Origin of the sequence: Microcystis sp. LSC13-02, assembly GCA_002282935.1 — a bacterium.
In the GTDB taxonomy this organism is placed as follows: domain Bacteria; phylum Cyanobacteriota; class Cyanobacteriia; order Cyanobacteriales; family Microcystaceae; genus Microcystis.
The window spans coordinates 1,848-24,000 of the sequence record MTBT01000082.1 but is presented as its reverse complement, the minus strand read 5'-3'; the positions used below and the strand labels follow the sequence as shown (position 1 = coordinate 24,000).

Sequence of the window (22,153 nt, the reverse complement as noted above, 5' to 3'; positions counted from 1 at the left end):
TGGCTTTAGAAACTTTCGGAATTTTTGGGTTAGAAGTATGTTGTCTTGGCATCTTGTCTGTTGATTTAGCATAAAGGGTAACGAAGAGCCCAAATTACATGGGTACATTAAGGAAGGTTAATGGGTGTATCCATTGATGGATAAGGGTTTTCGGCTATTGTAGTAGATATGTATGGGGTAAGTTCAGAAATATAGATTTTATATCGATGAATAACGCCAATTCAAGTCTGAATTGGCGTTACAAAGAGCGTGATGGACTACTCTACTTACCAGATTTTGTCCCCCCCTGAACGGTTACTAAAAATCATCCATTTTTGAGAGTAGATCATCCATTGCATAAACGGGTAGCTCTGCCTAAACTGAAACTAAAGGTAATCAAACAATTCTTCGTTCATTCTTTAAGAACTATTCGTTGTTTCTACAGACTGCTATATTATTGATTGGAGAACACACCTACAATGTCTGCTCAATCCTCAACCTCTACCCTAACTGCTTTACAAAAAACACCGATCGCTATTATTGGAATGTCGGCCTTATTTGCTAAAGCCAAGAATTTACAAGAATATTGGGAAAATATTCTCGGTAAAGTGAATGGAATCACTGAAGTGCCAGAAAGCGCATGGAATTTAGAAGATTACTATGATCCAGACCCGAAAGCACCTGATAAGACCTATGGTAAATGGGGTGGCTTTTTGCCAAAAATTGATTTTGACCCTTTAGAATTTGGTCTGCCACCTGATACGTTAGAAGCTTTAGATTCGGCTCATTTACTTGGTTTAGTGATGGCTAAAAAAGCTTTAGAAGATGCAGGTTATGATCAAGGAAAAGAGTTTAATCGAGAAACAACAGGGGTTATTTTAGGAGGAAGTGGCCTCTGGAAAAGCATTACTCCCTTAACCAGTCGTCTGCAATATCCTCTCTGGAAGAAAATTTGCCAAAAAAGTGGTTTATCTCAAGAACAAACCGACAAAATTATCGAAAATATGAAGGCGTCCTATGTGCCTTGGCAAGAAAATTCTTTCCCTGGTATGTTACCAAACGTCGTAGCAGGTCGTATTACTAATCGCTTTGATTTGGGAGGAACTAATTGTGTGGTGGATGCAGCCTGTGCGAGTTCCTTAAGTGCTTTAAAAATGGCGATCAGTGAATTAATCGAAGGCCGTTGTGACATGATGCTTACAGGGGGGTTTGACACGGATAATTCCATCCTTAACTATATGTGTTTTAGCAAAACTCCGGCTTTTTCTAAGAAAGATTGTCTCAATCCCTTTGATGCTACCTCAGATGGCATGATGGTAGGGGAAGGATTGGGAATGCTGGTGATTAAACGGCTTGAGGATGCAGAACGAGACGGCGATCGCATCTATGCAGTGATTAAAGGCATCGGGACTGCTAGTGATGGTCGTTTTAAAAGTATCTATGCACCGCGTCCTGAAGGTCAAGTTAGAGCCTTACGGCGCGCCTATCAAGAGGCTGGATTTTCTCCCGCTACCTTGGGGTTAGTTGAAGCCCATGGTACTGGAACACCAGCAGGAGATTTTTGTGAATTTACAGCCCTGAATGAGGTTTTTAGCGAAAATAACGCAGAAAAGCAAACGATTGCTCTGGGTAGTGTCAAATCTCAAATTGGTCATACCAAGGCGGCGGCGGGTGCTGCAAGTTTAATTAAAACGACTTTGGCCTTACATCATAAAATTCTTCCTGCTACCATTAATATTACCGAACCCAACCCTAAATTTAAGATTGAAGACTCGCCTTTTTATCTCAACACCGAAACCCGTCCTTGGTTGCCCAAAGGAGAGACACCGAGACGAGCCGGGGTTAGTTCCTTTGGCTTTGGGGGAACTGATTATCATGTGGTGTTAGAAGAATATACGCCCAAATTACCCCAAGGAGAAAATCGAATTCATCACCGTCCCCAATCAATTTTACTCTGGGGTCAAAATCCTGAAGAATTAAGACAAACTTGTCAAAAAGCTCTAGAACAGTTGCAATCTCCCCAAGGGTTACAAGTTTATATTGAACTACAAAATCAAAGCAAATCGGCTCAACTTCCCTTAAAGGTTGCTAGAGTGGGCTTTGTTGCGACTTCCTTGGCTGAAGCTATTAAATTACTGCAAGCAGCCGTTAAACAGTTGCAAAAACAGCCTCAAGCAGAGGCATGGGAACATCCCCAAGGTATTTATTACCGTAAGACGGGGTTATTACTTGAGGGAAAAGTCGTAGCACTGTTCCCCGGCCAAGGTTCTCAATACCTGAATATGGGTCGAGAAATTGCCCTAAATTTCCCAGAAATCCAAACCGCTTATCAAAAATTGGATACATTGAGAGCTAAAGCGGGTTTAACGCCCCTTTCAGCAGGAGTATTTCCGATTCCTACCTTTAACGAGGTGGACGAAAAACGGCAAACCTCTTTACTGCAACGGACGGAAAATGCTCAACCTGCGATCGGGGCTTTCAGTGTAGGACTGTATAAAACGTTGCAAAAGACGGGATTTAAGCCAAATTTTGTGGCGGGTCACAGTTTTGGCGAATTAACGGCACTCTGGGCTGCGGGCGTTTTCACAGACGACGATTATCATTACTTGATCCAAGCTAGAGGCCAGTCCATGGCCGCACCGAAAGGAGCCACCCCTCAAGGGGCCATGTTAGCGGTGACTGGGAAAGTATCTCAGATAGCGCAATGGGTTGAAGGAATGGCCAATGTGCAGATTGCTAACTATAATGCACCTGAACAGGTGGTATTATCGGGATTAGCCTCAGAAATTGCCACTATTGAGAAGATTTTAAGCTCTCAAGGCTATCAGGTTACGCCTTTACCCGTGTCTGCTGCTTTTCATACTTCTTTAGTACGTCATGCTAGTCAACCCTTTGGGAAAGCGTTGGATCAAGTGACGTTTCATGCGCCCCAACTTCCGGTTTATGCTAATGTGACGGCGGCCCCTTATCCCAAAGATTTATCAGGGATGCGTCAGCTTTTAGAAGCTCAGTTGTTGAATTCGGTTCAGTTTGTCCAACAAATTGAAAATATTTATGCTCAAGGCGGATATTGCTTTGTGGAAATTGGACCGCGCCAAATTCTCACTAACTTAGTTAAACAGATCTTAGGCGATCGCCCTCATCTGGCCATTGCGCTCAACCCCAGTCGGCAAAAGGACAGTGATATTCAACTGTCACAAGGAGTAATGCAGCTTCGAGTTTTAGGTTTACCGTTAAACGATCTGGAAAATGCAGCTTTGACGGTGAAGACTTCCTCAAGCAAACGCAAAGGTATGACCCTTAAGCTGAATGCAACCAACTACATCAGCGATAAAACCAGAGCTTTGATCGGAGCTGCATTACAACCTGATTCACCTGCGGAAATAGAACCGTCAGTTGATTCCCAAACGGTTGAATCTAAGTGTGAGGAAGTGAAAGGGTCGGAAAACGAGGAAATTTTAGCCTCTATTCCTTCCGTCAACCCTTATCCTTCTGATTCTCAGCCTCTTTCAGAGGAAATTCCAACACTCAATTTATCTATTGTTTCTCAAGATCAAACTGTAACCATGACTATGAACAACGCTATTTCTAACAACATCAACCCTATTTTACAAGCATTCTACCAATATCAACAGAGTCTTGCCAAGGTTCACGAAGAGTACATTAAACATCAATCTCAGAGTTTTCAATCAGTGTTGCAGTTATTAAAACAAAAAGAGATAACAGTAGTTGCTCAAATTGACGAACTCTCTACTCCTGCTGCTGCTTCGGAGAATTCAAAATTTGATCGGCCAAATTCAGAGGTTTCCTCTTTTAGTTTTCCTGATCCTGCTCCTTTTAAGTCTGAACCTCAGCCCTTACGGACTCTAGAACCTCAACCTTTAAACACTGCACCTCAACCCTTACGGACTCCCGAACCTGAACCCGTTCACATTTCCCCCATTGTCAACTATTTAGAACCTCGTCAACCCATTGCACCCATCTCTACACCTGAACCTGTGTCAGGAGTGAGCGAACCTTCTTTAGACTCTATTCAAGATGATGCACTGAGTCAAGCCTTATTAGAGGTTGTCAGTGAAAAAACAGGCTATCCTACGGAAATGTTGGCATTAGAAATGGATTTAGAGGCAGATTTAGGCATTGACTCGATCAAACGGGTAGAAATCATGGGAAGTCTGCAAGAAGCTTTCTCTGGGTTGCCCAAACTTAGCCCTGAAGCGTTAGCAGAAAAACGTACCCTAGCCCACATTGTTCAGTATTTAAGGGAGAAAATGATGGTGACAGAAAAAAAAATAGCTTAGTTGTTACCTCTACCCAGTCTAACCATCGAAAACACGGTGATATTGGACGTTATCAAATGAAACTGAAGCCCCTTGCTGCACCTGATTATTGGGATTTTCCCTCAACCCCTGATCAAACCTGTTTGGTGACCGATGATGGTTCATCTACTACTGCCCAAGTTGCTCAAAGTTTGCTAAACCAAGGCTGGCAAGTTGTGGTTCTCAGTTTCCCTCAATTCCTTATTCCTGTGCGTTCTTCTCTTCCTGCGGGGGTTCGACATTTTGTTCTCAATCATTTAAGTGAAGAACATTTACAAGCACAATTGGGAGATATATTTAAAACTTGTGGACTGATCGGCACATTTATTCATTTACATCCTCTCTCTCAGGGGTTTAATCAAGATCAAGAGACTTCAATTAACACCGATCAAGCGATTGTTAAACAAGTGTTTTTACTAGCCAAACATCTTAAATCTTCTCTGACGCAAGCGGCCAGTCAAGGACGCAGTTGTTTTCTCAGCTTAACCCGTTTAGATGGAGAATTTGGTCTCAGTGGAAAACGAGAATTTAGCCCTATTAGTGGCGGTTTATTTGGCTTAACGAAAACCTTAAATCTAGAGTGGGAATCGGTCTTCTGTCGCGCTCTAGATATTAGTCCCGACTTAGATGAAATGACAACGGCTCAAATTGTTTTAGCTGAATTACATGATCCTAATAGCTTAATTCAAGAGGTGGGTTATACCCCAAAAGGTCGAATGACTTTGACTTGTGAATTAGCTTCTTTTAGCAGTAAATAGGGAAAAGTTAATAGTTAGAATAAAATTAGCTGGGCGCAAGGCTTGCGCCCCTACATAATTATATTTATTTAGATGAATTGCGGTATAAATTCCGATTTTTAGCTAATCTCTACTAACTAATAACTATTAACTACTAACTATTAACTATCAACTATCAACTAACACGGTATTTTCCCCATGATTAATGATACTCAACTTAATTCATCTTCTGTGGTTATTGTCAGTGGTGGTGGCCGAGGAATTACGGCTCAATGCGTTATCTATTTGGCGCAACAATATCATTGTAAATTTATTTTATTAGGTCGTTCGCAAATTTTAGATACTGAACCTGAATGGAGTCTTTCTTGTCAAGATGAGTCTGAGTTAAAGAAGCAAATTATGCAACATTTAACAACTCAAAATGAAAAACCAACTCCGAAAAAAGTTCAAGCACTGTATCAACAACTCTGTCAAAGTCGTGAAATTAAGCAAACCTTATCAGAGATTGAAGAAGTAGGAGGAAAAGCCGAGTATTGCAGTGTTAATGTTACCGATTCACAGCAACTAAAAGCAACTTTAAGACCGATTATTCAACGTTGGGGACAGATTACGGGCATTATTCATGGTGCGGGAACGTTAGCCGATAAATTAATTGAAAACAAAACTGAACAGGATTTTGATCAGGTTTATAGTGTCAAAATTGATGGGTTAAATAGTTTATTAGATTCGGTAGAAGTTAACCGATTAAAATTTATTGCCTTATTTTCTTCTTTTGTTTCATTTTATGGCAATGTCGGTCAATCTGACTATTCTTTAGCTAACGAAATTTTGAACAAATATGCTTATTTACTTCAACAAAAATATCCTAACTGTCATGTTGTTTCTATTGGGTGGGGTCCTTGGGATGGGGGAATGGTGACACCACAGCTTAAACAGTTATTTGAGCAGCAAAATATTAAGGTCATTCCTCAACAAACAGGGGCGCAAATGTTAGCAGAAGAATTAACCCAAACTCAAGCTAAAACCCCTCAAATTATTGTCATGAGTAACCCTATTTCTCCTCCTCCTAAACTGGTTACACCGCAAAAGCATAGTTACCGTTTATATCGTCGGTTGACGTTACAAGGAAACCCTTTTGTTTATGATCATGTCATTGGTGGAAATGCAGTTTTACCTGCGATGTGTGCGTTAGCATGGATCACTAATAGTTGTGAACAACTTTACACAGGATATCATTTTTTAAGTTGTCATAACTATCAAGTGCTTAAAGGAGTTGTCTTTGATAAAAGTTTAGCTAATTTGTATTGTTTGGATCTGACTGAAGTTGAGAAAACAGAAGATGAAATTAAATTTGAAGCCTTAATTTGGAGTGAAACCGCTAAAGGAATTCCCCTTTATCATTATCGGGCGATTATTAATATTACTAAACAAGTAATAGCTGAGAAAAAACTTGAGGAAAGTATTCAGCCTGTTACGGAACCTTCCCTTAATTTACAACCCTATCAAGAAGGAGTTCTGTTTCATCAGCCCAGATTTCAAGGAATTAAGAAAATCTTAGAAATTAATAACAACGAACTTCTTTTTAACTGTTACTTACCTCCAATTTCTACACAAGATCAAGGACAGTTTAGCGTTCAATCCTTTAATTCTTATACGGCTGATCTCTTATTTCAATGTCTTTTAGTTTGGGTCAGAAAACACTACAATTCGGGTAGTTTACCCCTAAAACTAAATGAGCTTAAGCAGTTTAGTTCCCTCCCTTTTAATCAAGAATTTTGGATCAAATTATCCATTAATGAACATAGTGATACTAAGGTAATTGCTAATGCACTATCTTATCATTCTCAAGGTAAAATTTATTTAGAAGCAACTAATATGGAGGTTACTTTGAGTTCTTGTCTTAATGTTTTGTTTCTTAAAAATACGGTGAATTCATCGAATACCGTTTGCTTGTAATTTTTTCTCAATTGATACCCTATTTACATTTTCACAGGAGATATTATGAAACCGTCCAAATTAGCGATCGCTGGCTTAAGTGGCTTCTTTAATCAACTGTTAACCAGTCAACAACTATCAGCTTTAATTTATCAAGGAAACTCCCTTGATTATTCTAACCAACCGATTAGTGATCATTCTTGGTCTATCTTATCAAAGATGTCTGATCAAGGGTTAAAAGATTGTACTTGTAAGATAGGAAAAAAAGTCGCTTTAATTACTGCTAATAATATTAGCAACAATCAAGAAACTGAGCTTAAAAATATTAGTTATCAATTGGAAAGATTATGGAATTTTTCCATTGTTACCTTTCAATTAACCCAAGGATATGATTCTTTATTAAAGTCTCTCGAATTAGCCCAAATTCTCTTAACTGCCAAAGAAGTTGATACAGTTATTATTAGTGCGCTTAATAGGAATTCTGAGTCTATTATTGGCGGAGCTTTAATCCTCAAAGATTATGAAACAATCCCAAACAATAATAGTACGCTTGTTTACGGAATTATTGATAGCTTTAGTAAAATAGTTAACCCCTTATCTTCTCCATCAGTTGCGATTAAACAAAGTTGTCAGCAAGCATTTGAAAATGCTAAGATTCACCCCTCAGATATTGGTTATTTAGCTGTTTCCTCAACAGAGATAGATCAAGGGTTATTAGAAGCTTATTATGCTAATCATAATAACCTAACTTGTGCAGTCGGAATAGTCCAAGAGAATAATAATAACTTAGGGATAACTGAGGATTTAATTAGCTTAATTAAAACAGCACTTTGCTTAAAAAATCGTTATCTTCCTGCTTCCGATCAACTGTTAACTTCTAATCTTACTCAAGAATGGCAAAATAGTCCTTTTTATATACCTGATGTATCACTTACTTGGTTTCTTGAAAAAGGACAAAAAAAACGCTATGCTGCGCTTAATTTAGTCACTCAAAAAAATACTTATAGTCATTTAATTTTATCGGAAGCAACTCCTCAAAGTACACCCGATAATGGCTATTTACCCTATGCGTCATTTTATCTATTTCCCCTCGCTGGAAATGATAGTTCATCTTTACACAGTCAGCTTGATAACTTAACCCAGAGTATTGAAAACAGTTTCTCCTTACCCCATCTTGCCAAAGAGAATTTTATTCAGTTTCAACAGAATTCTCAATCTCCTTATGTTGTAGCAATTGTTGGGAATAACAAAGAAGCTTTGCAAAAGGAAATTAAACAGGCTAAAAAAGGAATTGATAAAGCCTTTCATACAGGAAAGCCTTGGAAAAGTCCCCAAGGAAGTTATTTTACCCCTAAACGGTTAGGAAAAGTGGGTAAAGTCGCTTTTGTTTATCCTGGTGCGTTTAACTCCTATTTAGGAATGGGAAGAAATCTTTTTCAATTATTCCCTAAATTATGGGATAGAGCAGAGAGTTTAATTAGTGATCCTGCTACCTTTTTTCAAGCAAACTCTCTTTATCCTCGCCGTCAATCTCCCCTTTCTAAACAAGACTTAGAAACCCTAGAAACCCAATTCATTGCTAACCCTTTATCTCTCTTAGAAACGGGAACAGGTTTTGCAGTTTTATTCACCGAAATTATGCAGAAATATTTTAAAATTAAACCTGATGCCGCCTTCGGTTATAGCATGGGAGAAAGTACCATGATGTATTCATTAGGAGTGTGGCCAAATGCGGATCAAGGAAGTCAATTTGTTCATTCTTCTCCCCTATTTCATACCCGTTTAATGGGAGCTAAACAAGCCGTTGCAGAATATTGGGGTCAACCGATAGATGAAAATTCATGGAGTAGTTATGTTTTAATGGCTACAGCTGAAGCAGTTCAGGAATGTTTAAAAACAGAAAGTAAGGTTTATTTAACCCATATTAATACCCCTCAAGAAGTTGCGATTGCAGGAGATTCTCAAGGTTGTTTACGGGTGATTGAAAAATTACAATGTGATCGGTTTCGTTCGCCTTCTGATATGGTTTTACATTGTGAAGTTATGCAATCAGAATACAATGAGTTTCTTAAGCTAAATACTGTGACAATGGGAACACCACCTGATACTATGTTTTATTCCTCTTGTCATTATGATTCTCTGACCTTAGAAAAAGAGAAAATTGGTGATCATTTAAGTCAAGGAATGTGTCAAATGTTAGATTTTCCTCGCTTAATTGAACGCAATTATCAAGACGGGGTGAAAATTTTTCTAGAATTAGGATTAGGAGGAAGTTGTTCTCGTTGGATATCAGAAACTCTTGGTCAAAAAGAGCATCTTGCATTGTGTATTAATCGTCGAGGTGCTGATGATTTAGCGACCATTATTAAGATGTTAGCACAATTAATTAGTCATGGGGTAGAACTAGACTTATCCCCTCTTTATTTAACAGATGAAGCAGAAACCTTAGAGGCGATTTTTAAGACAGTGTTAACCACAGCACCCAAAGCTAATATTGAACGCCAAACTGAGCAACAAAATTCAATTATTCGAGAAAATACTGCTTCTCAAAAAGCCGCTGTTTTAGTCGCTTCTTCTACTCAACTTCTTTCCCAAGTTCAAACCATTTCTACGGTTGATTATTCAAGAACAAGCGTTATTTCTTCTCATCCTAAAACCGTTAAACCTTGTTTATTTGATCAACCTGAGATCCTCGAATTTATTGAAGGTAAAGTCTCTAAGGTTTTTGGTCAAGAATATGAACCCATTGATCATTATACCCAACGAGTCAGAATGCCGTCTCCTCCCTTTTTGTTTGTCAGTCGGGTGACTCAATTAGAAGGAAAATTAGGTGATTATAAATCAGGTTTCATCGAAACAGAATATGATGTACCAGAAGATGCTTGGTATGCAGTTGATGGTCAATTAACGGTAGGAATTTGTCAAGAAGCCGGCCACGGACTCCTGATGCTATTAAGTTATATCGGGACAGATTTTGAAAATCAAGGAAAACGATCTTTCCGTTTATTAGATTTATCTGCAACCTTCTTATTTGAACAACCGGAAAACGTTAAGTTGTTACGGTGTCGAGTTAAGATCACATCTTCGGTTAAAACTGATGATAGCTTATTAATTTTCTTCCAAGGAGAGGTGTTAATTGGCGATCAAGTTTGGATGAAATTTCATGACGGTTGTGCTGGACTCTTTTCTGATGAAGAATTAGAAAAAGGACAGGGAATTGTGCTAAAAGAGGCTGAAGAAAAAGAACGAAACTTGATTAAAAAACAACAGTTTATTCCTCTTTTAACCTGTTCTAAGTCATTCTTCAAAAAAGAAGAACTTCTTAATCTAAGTCAAGGAAATATTGAGGCTTGTTTAGGGAAAATCTATCAACAAAATGGCTTAAATTCTTCCCTCAGATTACCCCCAGAAAAACTCTTAATGTTAGAGAAAGTGATGATGGTAAATCCTCAAGGAGGAATAGCTGGACTAGGGTTAGCAGTGGGATCAAAACAGATCACCCCTGAGGACTGGTATTATTCTTGTCATTTTAAAAATGACCCCACTTTACCGGGGAATTTAATGATTGAAGGAAGTATCCAACTGGTGCAATTTTATTGTTTATGGTTAGGGTTACAAACTCACACGAAAGATGCTCGTTTTCAGGTGATTCCTAATCAAACCCAAGCAGCCCGTTTTCGGGGACAAGTGACTCCCCAAAATGGAACTTTAATGTATCAAATGGAGGTGTTAGAAATTGGACTTTCTCCTCAACCTTATCTTCTGGCTAATGTGGATGTTATTTTTGGCGGAAAAACCATTGCTACTATTAAAAGTATTGGTGTTCAACTGGTAGAAAAAATAGCTACCATTCCCAGTATATTCCAACCCATTGAGTCAGTAACATTCCCCCATATTTCCCAATTATCAAAACAGCCATCAGTTTTATTTAATGAAAACCAATTAAAAACCTTTGCTAAAGGAGCAGTGGCTGCTTGTTTGGGATCAGAATTCGATATTTATGAAAATCGTCAATCGGTTCGTTTACCTAATGGGGAGTTTCAGTTAGTCAGTCGGGTATTAGACATCGAAGGTAAACGTCATGAATTGCAAAAACCATCGGAAATTATTACCGAATTTGATGTCAAAGAAAATGCTTGGTTTTATAACCATAATGCCTATCCCACTTTGCCCTACTGTACTTACATTGAAATTGCAGGTCAACCTTGTATTTTCTTAGGGGTTTATATGGGAGCAACTTTATTATTCCCAGAAGATGATCTTCATTTTCGTAATTTAGATGGACAGGGGACAATTCTCAAAGAAATTGACCTCCGTAATAAAACCATTACGGATAAAGTTCGTCTCCTTTCTACTACCGCTATTCAAGGGGCAATTATTCAAAAGTTTGAGTTTGAATTATCTTGTGAAGGTGAACCTTTTTATCGGGGAAATATGGTCTTTGGAGACTTTAGCACAGCCGTGTTAGCGAATCAAGTGGGACTTGATGGCGGAAAACGTCTTAAACCTTGGTATCAACTGAATAATTTATCCGATTTAACCGTACAGGAAATTAATTTACAAGATTCCTTAACTCACGAAAACTTCTATTCAGTAAATCCTGAAAAACCCCACTATCGTCTTTCTCAAAATTATCTTGATTTTATCGAAAAAGTTTTCTTAATTCAAGATGGGGGTAAGTATCAAAAAGGATATATTTATGCCAGCCAATCAATTACTCCCGAAGATTGGTATTTTCCCTTCCATTTCTATCAAGATCCGGTGATGCCTGGTGCATTAGGCGTTGAGTCTATTCTTCAAGCTATGCAAACTTATGCGCTGCAATTAGACTTAGGCAAATCTTTCAAAAATCCTCGCTTTGGTCAAGCCATTAATCATCAAATTACATGGAAATATCGAGGACAAATTACACCCGAAAATCGTTTAATGTCTTTAGAAGTGCATATTTCCGATATTCGAGTCGAAGATGATGTAATCACAATTATCGGAGATGCCAGTCTTTGGAAAGAAGACTTAAGAATTTACGAAATTAAAGACATCGCCTTGTGTCTATTAGACAATGAACAGTAAATAGTAAACAGTAAACAGTTATCAGTTAGCACCCATCTCTTTCCCTCAGTTTCAAGTCAACAATAATCGAGAAATAAACCTCATGCTTACCACTCCCCTTACAACGTCTATCTCCTTTGATAGTGAAGGAATTCGAGAAAAATTAGGCAATTTAGAGCAACCTTGTTATGTATATTGGAAAAATAACCAGATAGGACTTTCTCACCAACCTAATGCTGATATACTGCCCCATAGCATGATTAATGCCCTATCACCCCAACAATTAGGCGATCGCGCTTTTTGTGACTTTCATGGGTTAGACTATGCTTATGCAGCCGGTGCAATGGCTGGGGGCATTGCTTCCGAAGATTTAGTCATTTCTTTGGGAAAAGCCGGATTTTTAGCCAGTTTTGGGGCAGCTGGGTTAGTTCCCCAACGGGTTGAAAAAGCCATTCACACCATTCAAGAAGCTTTACCCAATGGACGATATGCCTTCAATTTAATCCATAGCCCCTCAGAGGAAGCCCTAGAACGGGGTTCAGTGGAACTTTACCTCAAATATGGGGTAAGAACTGTTGAAGCCTCTGCTTACCTGGATTTAACCCCCCATATTGTCCGTTACCGAGCATCAGGATTACATCTAAATTCTCAAGGCGATATTGAAACCCAAAATAAGATCATTGCCAAAATTTCTCGGACTGAAGTTGCTCAGAAATTCTTAAAACCTGCTCCCCCTAAACTGCTGAAAGCTTTAGTTGAACAAGGACAAATTACAGCCTTACAAGCAACTTTAGCTGAAAAAGTTCCTTTAGCCGATGATATAACCGTTGAAGCTGACTCTGGTGGTCACACAGATAATCGTTCTTTGGTTTGCCTTCTCCCTTCTATTATTGCCTTACGCAATGAGATTCAACAGCAATATCAGTATGAGTGTTCTATTAGAGTGGGGGCTGCCGGTGGGATTAGTACCCCAGAATCAGCTTTAGCAGCCTTTATGATGGGAGCAAGTTACATTGTGACGGGTTCAGTCAACCATGCTTGTATTGAAGCGGGAACATCTGAACATACCAAACAATTACTTGCCCAAGCAGCAATGGCCGATGTGGTAATGGCCCCTTGTGCTGATATGTTTGAAATGGGTGTGAAAGTTCAACTCTTAAAACGGGGAAGTTTATTCCCCATGCGCGCGCAAAAATTATATGATTTGTATCAAACTTATGAGGGAATTGATGCCATTCCGACCGAGGTTCGTCAAACCATAGAAAAGCAAATTTTCCAAAAACCATTAGAGGCAGTTTGGCAAGAAACCGTTGCTTATTTTCAAGAGCGAGATCCCGAACAAATTGAACGAGCGAATAATAATCCTAAACGGAAAATGGCTTTAATTTTTCGCTGGTATTTAGGGCTTTCTTCTCGTTGGGCAACCAGTGGACAGCCACAACGAACCATGGATTATCAAATTTGGTGTGGTCCGGCGATGGGTTCATTTAATGATTGGGTTCGAGGAACTTATTTAGAATTTTCCGAAAATCGCAAAGTGGTGGATGTAGCTATGCACATCATGCGGGGTGCTGCTTATCTTTATCGTCTGCAAAGTCTGAAATTACAGGGGGTAAATCTTCCGTCCCACTATCATTTTTATCGTCTAAGCTAAACGGCGCTTAACCTGCATGATCCAATAGCTATAACCCTTTTGGAGTCTATATCGGTGATCCGAAGTAAAAGCCGTTTAGCTTACTAACCTTGTGCTGGAATTTTCCCATGATGACTAAAAATGCCAATTCTCCCTTTTCTGTTGGACTTCCCGCCCTTTATTTAGTGGCCTTTTTATCGGGAATTTCCCTAGGGTTATTTAACCCCTTTATTTCTACCCTTATGAAAGAAAAGGGTTACGACAATATTGTCATTGGAGCAAATTCTACCCTTTACTTTTTTGTCATTGCCGCAGGAACACCGATTGTGGCTAGTATTCTTCGCCAAATTGGATTAAGAAAAACCATGATGTTAGGATTCCTTTTAATGGGAATAACTGCACCTCTATTTGCCTTTACTACTCAATTATCTCTTTGGTTTATCATTCGTGGCGTTATGGGTTTGGCCTGTTGTTTATATCTGATTTCTGGACAAACCGCTATTAACTATTTTTGTAATGATCAAAATCGAGCCATGGTTAATGGTTTAGATGCTTTAGCTTTTAGCTTAGGTTTTGGTATCGGTCCGATTATGGGAGCAGTCGCCTATAATCTTTCTCCTAAGATCACTTTTTTATTAGGAAGTGGCTTGATTTTAAGTGGAATTGTTGTTGTCTTTTTTGGATTACCAGAGAAAACGGTTAAGTTTCAAAAGCCCAACTTTAGCATTATTCAAAAGCTCAAACTTCCCCTACAAGGAGCTTTTGCTTATGGCTTCAGTGTTGCCACCTTAGTTTCTCTTTATCCACTTTTTTTACTCGAACAAAACTATGGTATTGAGCGCATGGGGTTAATCTTTGGCTTGTTTATTTTAGGCGGATTAATTTCAACTGTTCCTATTACTCATTTAGCCGATAAGATGGGGACAGTTAAGGTTTTAGTCGGTAGTGTAATTATTGTTATTGTTTCAGTTTTTGGCTTATCTTTAATCGAAAATCCCATGATTACCCCCTTTTTAGCTTTTGTCTCTGGGGTAGGAATGAGTCCCATTTTTCCCTTATCATTAGCCCTGATTGGTTCTACCGTTACCCTTAATGAATTATCCTCCGGGAGTGCTGTCTTTACCTCAATTTATAGTGCAGGTTGTACCGCCGGTCCCATTCTATCAGCTATTGTCATGACCATGATGGGAACTCGGTATATCTTCTCATTAATGTTAGTCATTTTTGTCTTATTTTTGCTGAGTTTAAGTCAGTCCCAAAAGTCCCATCCTGACTATCAACATTCTTCGGAGAATAGTTAGGAAAGTTTCTTAAATTTTAACCCCACTAATTAACCCCCTTCACAATTTATTCAAGGACAAAATTATGGAAAAATTAGCAATCATTGGTTCGGGTATTTCTGGCACACCCATTGCCTATTATCTTCAAGATCAATATGAGGTTGATGTCTATGAAAAAAGTAGTCGTGTCGGCGGTCATGCTCACACCTTAGATTTGGATGAGGAGGGTCAACGGATTTCTTTTGATACGGCTTTTGTGGTTTGTAATAAACCTAATTATCCCAACTTGATGAAATTTTTTGCTGATTTAGGAGCAGAGACTCAAGATCATTTAGGTGGCTTTAATTTCTATAATTTAGATACTGGAATGCAGTTTAATTCCCTAGATCTAGAGCTGCCGATGGAAGAATTTGCCCGTCAACAACCTCCAGAATTAGTAGCTTGTTATCAAGAAGCTAAACGCTTTTTCTCTGAAGCGCGAGCTGATTTCTGGGAAGGAAAAACGAGAATTTCTATGCAAGAATATCTAGATAAAAATAACTATAGCCAATCCTTCCGAGATAACTTTGTCATGCTAATGGGATCAGCCGTTTGGTCAATTCCGACAGACTTGTTAATGGAGTTTCCAGCTTCAACTTTTATCAGCTTTTTTATGACTCATGATCAAGGAGGATTGGGGGGAAAAACGGTCGAATGGCAAACTGTTAAAGGGGGAAGTAGTCGTTATGTTGAAAGGGTCAAAGATGCTTTAAAGAAACCCATTCGTACTGAACAAGAAGTGATTTACGTTAAAAAAAGAGAAGACGGAAAAGTAACGGTAAAAACGACCACAGATGAAGAAGTTTATGATAAGGTGGTTATGGCTACTCACGCTGATCAAGCATTAGGAATACTTGCTGAATCAACTGAATTAGAAAAAAACATCTTAGGCTGTTTTAAGTATAATGAAACCGCCGTAACTGTTCATACTGATCCCGTTATCATGAACCCTGATCGCAGTAAATGGCAATCATGGAATTATGGGCAAGTAACTAAAGAAGGAAAGCTTTATACTTATGTGACATATTATGCTAACAAAGTCCATAATTTTACGGCTAAGAAAGATTATTTTGTTTCTCTAGATACCCCCCCCATCGCCATTGATGAAGACAAAATTATCCGCATTCTTAAGTATCGACATCCAGCTTATGACATGAATACTCTAGAAGCCCAAAAACAAATTTATCAACTCAATGAAACTGGCCCCATTTACTTCTCAGGTACTTATTTCCACCTCAAAAAACGGGGCATTGATTCCTACGGATTTCATGAAAGTGGCATCGGTTGTGCGGTTGAATTAGTTGAACGTTTGAGAAAAGGGTAATGTTTGGCAAAATACAGAATTAACAATAAGTAACTATACTTAAGTATTTTGCTTGACTCTTTTAAGTAAATTTAACTACCGCTAACCATAAGTTTCTTAAAAGAAGTTGAAAAATTCTGAACTTTTCTGAAACCTCCTTTAGGATGGAGAGAACTATTTTTCCTCTCCTACCTCCTCTCTAGAAGAACGCATTTATGCCGCTAATTCTAATGAAGTGGAGAGCTTTTTATTGCTAGATACTACTAAAATTCTTAGCTTTGGTTATAGCGATATTTATTCATTCTTAGAATATGGTGCAACCACCGCCCCTGATGATGACACAGAAGCGATTATTAGTAATCCCTTTAGTGTCGCTAAGGTAGCCGGCTTGTTAGGACAATTTGACGGATTAGCCAATGCTTTCTTAGCGGATGTGGGTTCTAATAAAGTACAATTAGTCAGTGAAGATGCCGCCGTTGTTCCCGACCAAGTCTTTGTTGATGGGTCACTAGGGGCATTAAATCCAGTTGTTTCCATTCGATTTCCCCTGCAACTGAGAATTGTTTCGACTCCCGACCCCTCTGTTACCCTTGGCTTAATGAGTTTAGGCATTATTGCCGTGGGGTGTCGTTTGAAAAATAAAATTCGGAAAAAATAAGACAGCAGTTGTAGATAAGCTGAGACCCATCCCCGTCTTCACGTTAAACTCTTTAATGATTAGACTTATGCCAGATAGCCATCCTATGTCACCCCCTATGTCGGAAGATCCCCTAAAAATCACTATCACCTCTTCTGAACCTCAAAAACACTCAAAACGCCGTTTACAAGGGGCTCGGCGATGGTATCTTGGGGGACTTTTATTGTTAGGAGTCGGTTATGGGATTGGGTCAATCAGTCAACCAACTCAACCAATCGCTCCTTCTGTTGCTGAAAATGAACATTTTCTCCCCGTTGAAATCGACCAGCTAGTACAGGTCAATGCTTATCAACAGTCTCGAACTTACACTGGGGAAATTGTCGCTCAAAATACCAGTGATTTAGGGTTTGAACGAGGAGGAACAATGACTCAACTGCTGGTGACAGAAGGACAATGGGTGAATCAAGGAACGCCCCTTGCTCGTTTAGATGACCGTCAATTAATCGCCCAAAAACAAGACTTATTAGCCCAAAAACAACAGGCTTTAGCACAATTAAAGGAAATGGAGGCGGGTTCTCGTGCTGAAACCATTGCCGCGGCCCAAGCAAATTTGGCTCAAGAAAAAGCTCAACTACAAGAGATGGAAGTAGGACCTCGTGCTGAAACCATTGCGGCAGCCCAAGCGCGTTTGAAAACCCTGCAAGCACAATTAGCTTTGGCTCGTAGTAAACAGGAGCGACGACAGAATCTTTATACGCAAGGGGCTATTTCTCGTGAACAGTTTGACGAAGTCGTCACAGATATGGATAGTCAACAGGCAAGGGTTAATGAAGCTCAAAGTCAATTAGATGAGTTATTAGCGGGAACGCGCCCTGAAATCATTCGCCAACAGCAAGCAAGGGTTAAACAGGCTCAAAGTCAATTAGATGAATTATTAGCCGGAACTCGTAGTGAAGTGATTGAAGCTAAAAAAGCAGGGATCAAACAGCTAGATAGTCGTCTAGCTAGTATTGAACTTGATTTAGAAAAGACCGTTCTTCAAGCCCCTTTTTCGGGCAAAATTCAAAAACGTTATCTCGATCAAGGAACGGCGGTACAAGCTGGTCAAGGGGTGGTGCGTTTGGTACAATTAGACGGCGTTAAAGCCCATATTGGTGTTCCTACGTCTTTAACGTCTGAGATCAAGATTGGACGGTCTCACACTTTAAAAATTGACCAAAAATCCTATTCAGCAACCGTCAAGGCAATTTTACCCGAACTCGATTCTGCGAGTCGTACCGTAACGGTGGTTTTCCAACTTGAAGGAGGTAGAGGTAAGGGTGAAGTTACCTCGCCCGAAATAACCACTGGACAAATCGTAACATGGCAATGGCAACAAAACATCGATACTTCAGGTTATTGGCTACCCAGCACCACCCTAGTCAAAGGAATTCGCGGTTTATGGTCAATTTATGTCTTAGGAGATGGGAATGCAGCCCAAGGATTTGTCGTAGAACGTCGGGATGTGGAGGTTTTATACACCGATGGGGAGCGAGTTCTCGTGCGAGGAACATTAGACGGAACGGAAAAAGTGATTACTAATGGCACAAATCGCATTATTTCGGGGCAAAAGGTAAAAATCAGTAAACAGTGAACAGTGAGCAGTTATCAGTTATCAATGAAAAGCTGAACACCTATTACTTATTACTTATTACTTAAGTGGGTGGGTGGAATTAAATATAAGATGAACGTAGGTTGGGTTGAAGCATGAAACCCAACCTAGGCATGGGTTACGAAGTGCGCTAACCCATCCTACAAATAATTGTGCCTCCCTACTTATTACTTATTACTTTCTCCCCCGAACTTCATAATTCTCAATTCTTAATTCATCATTCTCCTATGTCTTCTATCTTTTATAAAAACGTCCGATTATTAGTTTTAACTATTTTAGCGATCACCGTTTGGGGCTTATCTTCCTTTTTCAGTTTACCTCGTATGGAAGATCCCGAATTAACCCCTCGTTTTGCGGTCATTAACACCCAATTTCCTGGCGCAACCCCTGAACGAGTAGAAACGCTAGTTACTGATAAATTAGAACAAGCTTTACTAGAAGTCGAAGAAATTCAAAATATTGATTCTACCTCTCAGCTTGGCTTCTCCAGCATTACCATTGAATTAAATGACCAAATTACCGATGTTGATCCCGTTTGGTCACAAATTCGTGATAAAGTCAATGATGCTGTTTCTCAATTACCATCGGGAACTTCTCTTCCTGAATTTGAAGAATCAAAACCCAAAGCCAACGCCTTAATTGTTGCTTTAACTTGGCAATTATCAAGCCCTCCGAATTATGGCATTTTGAGCCGTTGGGCGCAAGAATTAGAAGATGATTTACGGTTAATTGAAGGAACAGAAAAAGTTGAATTATTTGGCAATCCTACGGAGGAAATTCGAGTTGAAGTTGATCCCCAACAATTAACCCATTTAGGATTAACTATACAGTCCCTTTCTCAACAAATCTTAGAAAGTGATGCCAAAGTTGCTGCCGGTCAATTACGAAGCGAACAAAGTAACTTATTGCTGGAAATTGAAGGAGAATTAGATTCTTTAGACCGTTTAAATCGTTTATCAATTAAATCAGGTTCGTCTAGTCAAGTAGTGCGATTAGGTGATATTGCAAATATTAGTAAAGGAATTGAAGATCCCCCCAGAGAAGTCGCGATGATTAAGGGAAAAATGGCGATCGCAATTACTGCTTTTGTGGAATCTGATAGACGCTTAGATTCTTGGATGACAGTCGCCAAGGCTAAGTTAGAAAGATTTGAAAAAAACCTTCCTCAAGGAATGGGCCTACACATTATCTTTAATCAAAGTCGTTATGTGCAGCAACAACTGGACTCGGTTTTATCAAACCTGATCATGGGTGCTGTCTTAGTTTTTGGGATCACCTTTGTGATCATGGGCTGGAAATCATCTTTAATCGTGGGAACATCCCTTCCTTTATCAGTTTTGATGGTTTTTGGCAGTATGAGGGTGTTAGGAATTCCCCTACATCAAATTTCGGTGACAGGGTTAATTATCGCTTTGGGATTATTAATTGATAATGCGATTATTGTGGTTGATGAGGTGCAAATGGCTTTAAAAGAAGAAGAAGGTATATCACCGCTCAAAGCCGTTGCTACTACCGTACATCATATTTTTATTCCCTTACTCGCTTCTACCTTTACCAGTGTTATCGCTTTTTTGCCCATTGCTACCGCTTCAGGATCAACTGGAGAATTTACCGGAACGATTGGAGTAACCGTAATTTTAGCCCTAATTAGCTCGTTTATTCTATCTGTCACCGTGATTCCCGCCTTAGCGGGAAGATTACATCATTGGCAACCAACCCCCACAAATGGATATTGGTGGCAAAGCGGATTTACCCATTCTCGTTTAACCTATCTTTATAAGTGGAGTTTAGATCGCACTTTTCAACGTCCCTTATTAGCGATCGCCCTTATTCTTATTCTTCCCTTATGGGGTTTTATTGGCTTTCCTAACCTACAACAACAGTTTTTCCCCCCCACCGATCGCGAACAATTTCATTTAACCTTTGAATTACCCATCAGCGTGTCTTTACCCGAAACCGAGTCTCAAGTGATGCAAGCCCGAAAGTTAATCTTAAAGCATCCTGAAATTCAAGACGTTCAATGGTTTATTGGGAAAAGTGCGCCCTCTTTTTACTACAATGTCTTACAAAATCGAGAACAATCTCCTAATTACGCGCAAGGAATTGTTCAACTTCAGAAAAACGTCAAGTCGGGTGCGTTAATTCGCACCTTACAGCAAGAATTAGATCAAGCCTTTCCCCAAGCGCAAATTATTGTCCGACAATTAGAACAGGGTCCGCCGTTTGATGCACCGATTGAATTACGCTTATATGGGTCAGATTTAGTGCAATTACAGGTTTTAGGGGATCAAGTTCGCGCCGAATTAGCTAAAACCCCGGATATTATCCATACTCGCGCCACTTTAAGCGAAAGTTTGCCCAAATTAGCTGTCAATCTTAATGAAGAAAAGCTACGTTTAGCAGGGTTAGATAAAACAGCCGTTGCTCGTCAATTAGATACCAGTTTAGAGGGAACAGTCGGAGGCTCGATTTTAGAAGGAACAAAAGAACTACCTGTGAGAGTTCGGACTTCTAATAGTCAACGGAGCAATTTAGCTGAAATTAGCTCATTAAACCTCTTATCTTCGGGAAATTCTGCCACTTCATCGACAATTGTTCCCCTATCTACTGTGGGGACGGTGGAAATTTTGCCAGATATTGTTGCTATTTCACGTCGTAATGGCCAACGGATGAATACCATACAGGGTTTTATTCCGGCTGGTGTATTACCGGAACAGGTACTCTCTGAGTTTGAAAAACGATTAGAAATGAGTAATTTTCAGTTACCCTATGGTTATTCATGGGATTTTGGCGGAGAACAAGGAGAACGCCAGGATGCTTTAAGTAATTTGATTGCAACTCTTGGGGTTTTAGGGATCATTATGGTGGCCAGTTTAGTCCTCACTTTTAATTCTTTCCGCATGGCAAGTATTATTATTCTTGTTGCGATTTTATCCTTAGGACTAGGCTTAGGATCATTGGCCTTGTTTAATTATCCCTTTGGGTTTACAGCGATTTTAGGGATCATTGGACTGTTAGGAATCTGTGTTAATGATTCAATCGTAATTCTTGACGCTTTGCGTCATGATACTCAAGCCAGCCTTGGTTCACGTCGAGCAACTCGAAATGTAGTGATGCGAGCTACTCGTCATGTGATAGCGACCACCTTAACAACTATTATTGGGTTTATCCCTTTATTATTCGATCCTAGTGGTTTTTGGCCGCCTCTTGCCATTAGTATTATAGGTGGGTTAGGTGGCGCAACTTTAATGGCGTTATATTTTGTTCCTTCCGTATATGTACTCTTATGTCGTAAAAACCTTGCACAGAGTGCTAAACCGCAGTAACGGTATGATTATCGCAGTCATTTTGTCTTCCCATCAAGAGTGAGGAAGAGTCTTAACTCATCGTCCGCTCATTTTTGGGAGCAAGATGGGGTCAAAGAGGTCGAAAAGCTTACCCAGTGAAGGCTTGAGCGAGCGGGACTGACGGGGTTTTAACCCGAAGCAAAGAAGTCAGTCGTTTGACATCCTCGCCGCCGTAAAACGGACGGCGATTCCTCACCACGCCACTTTTTTAGGGTGGTCGCGTCAACGGGGTTGACGCAGATAG

10 protein-coding genes are annotated in these 22,153 nt (G+C 39.5%); all 10 read left to right on the top strand.

Translation table 11 applies throughout. From position 1 onward, the window contains the following. Positions 1-458: 458 nt before the first annotated feature. The 10 genes from BGL89_RS04890 (at position 459) to BGL89_RS04845 (ending at position 21,888) form a co-directional block, all read left to right on the top strand. Positions 459-4,280 carry a beta-ketoacyl synthase N-terminal-like domain-containing protein gene (locus BGL89_RS04890; RefSeq protein ID WP_286824715.1) on the top strand — a complete coding sequence of 1,274 codons (3,822 nt, stop codon included), beginning with the start codon at positions 459-461 and terminating at the stop codon, positions 4,278-4,280. Positions 4,281-4,336: 56 nt separating this feature from the next. Further along, positions 4,337-5,056: a Rossmann-fold NAD(P)-binding domain-containing protein gene (locus tag BGL89_RS04885; RefSeq protein WP_045359215.1), complete on the top strand. Its 720-nt coding sequence runs from the start codon at positions 4,337-4,339 to the stop codon at positions 5,054-5,056. 177 nt (positions 5,057-5,233) lie between these two features. Further along, complete coding sequence (locus BGL89_RS04880; RefSeq protein ID WP_286824714.1) at positions 5,234-6,991, top strand: SDR family NAD(P)-dependent oxidoreductase; 1,758 nt, start codon at positions 5,234-5,236, stop codon at positions 6,989-6,991. A gap of 45 nt (positions 6,992-7,036) precedes the next feature. Next, the gene (locus BGL89_RS04875) at positions 7,037-12,040 is read left to right on the top strand and encodes a short-chain dehydrogenase (protein WP_286824713.1); all 5,004 of its coding nucleotides are present in this window, start codon (positions 7,037-7,039) and stop codon (positions 12,038-12,040) included. A gap of 82 nt (positions 12,041-12,122) precedes the next feature. Continuing rightward, the gene (locus BGL89_RS04870; RefSeq protein WP_286824712.1) at positions 12,123-13,673 is read left to right on the top strand and encodes a PfaD family polyunsaturated fatty acid/polyketide biosynthesis protein; all 1,551 of its coding nucleotides are present in this window, start codon (positions 12,123-12,125) and stop codon (positions 13,671-13,673) included. A 107-nt stretch (positions 13,674-13,780) separates the two neighbouring features. Beyond that, the gene (locus BGL89_RS04865) at positions 13,781-14,953 is read left to right on the top strand and encodes an MFS transporter (protein ID WP_286824711.1); all 1,173 of its coding nucleotides are present in this window, start codon (positions 13,781-13,783) and stop codon (positions 14,951-14,953) included. A gap of 64 nt (positions 14,954-15,017) precedes the next feature. After that, positions 15,018-16,295: an NAD(P)/FAD-dependent oxidoreductase gene (locus tag BGL89_RS04860; RefSeq protein ID WP_286824710.1), complete on the top strand. Its 1,278-nt coding sequence runs from the start codon at positions 15,018-15,020 to the stop codon at positions 16,293-16,295. Between the two features lie 229 nt (positions 16,296-16,524). Beyond that, a complete protein-coding gene (locus BGL89_RS04855; RefSeq protein ID WP_286824709.1) occupies positions 16,525-16,932 on the top strand; it encodes a hypothetical protein in 408 nt (135 codons plus the stop codon). 85 nt (positions 16,933-17,017) lie between these two features. Further along, positions 17,018-18,544, top strand: coding sequence for an efflux RND transporter periplasmic adaptor subunit (locus BGL89_RS04850; RefSeq protein ID WP_286824708.1), 1,527 nt, complete (start codon positions 17,018-17,020; stop codon positions 18,542-18,544). Positions 18,545-18,789: 245 nt separating this feature from the next. Continuing rightward, entirely contained in the window at positions 18,790-21,888 is a 3,099-nt protein-coding gene (locus tag BGL89_RS04845) for an efflux RND transporter permease subunit (protein ID WP_286824707.1), read from the top strand. The last annotated feature ends 265 nt before the right edge of the window (positions 21,889-22,153 follow it).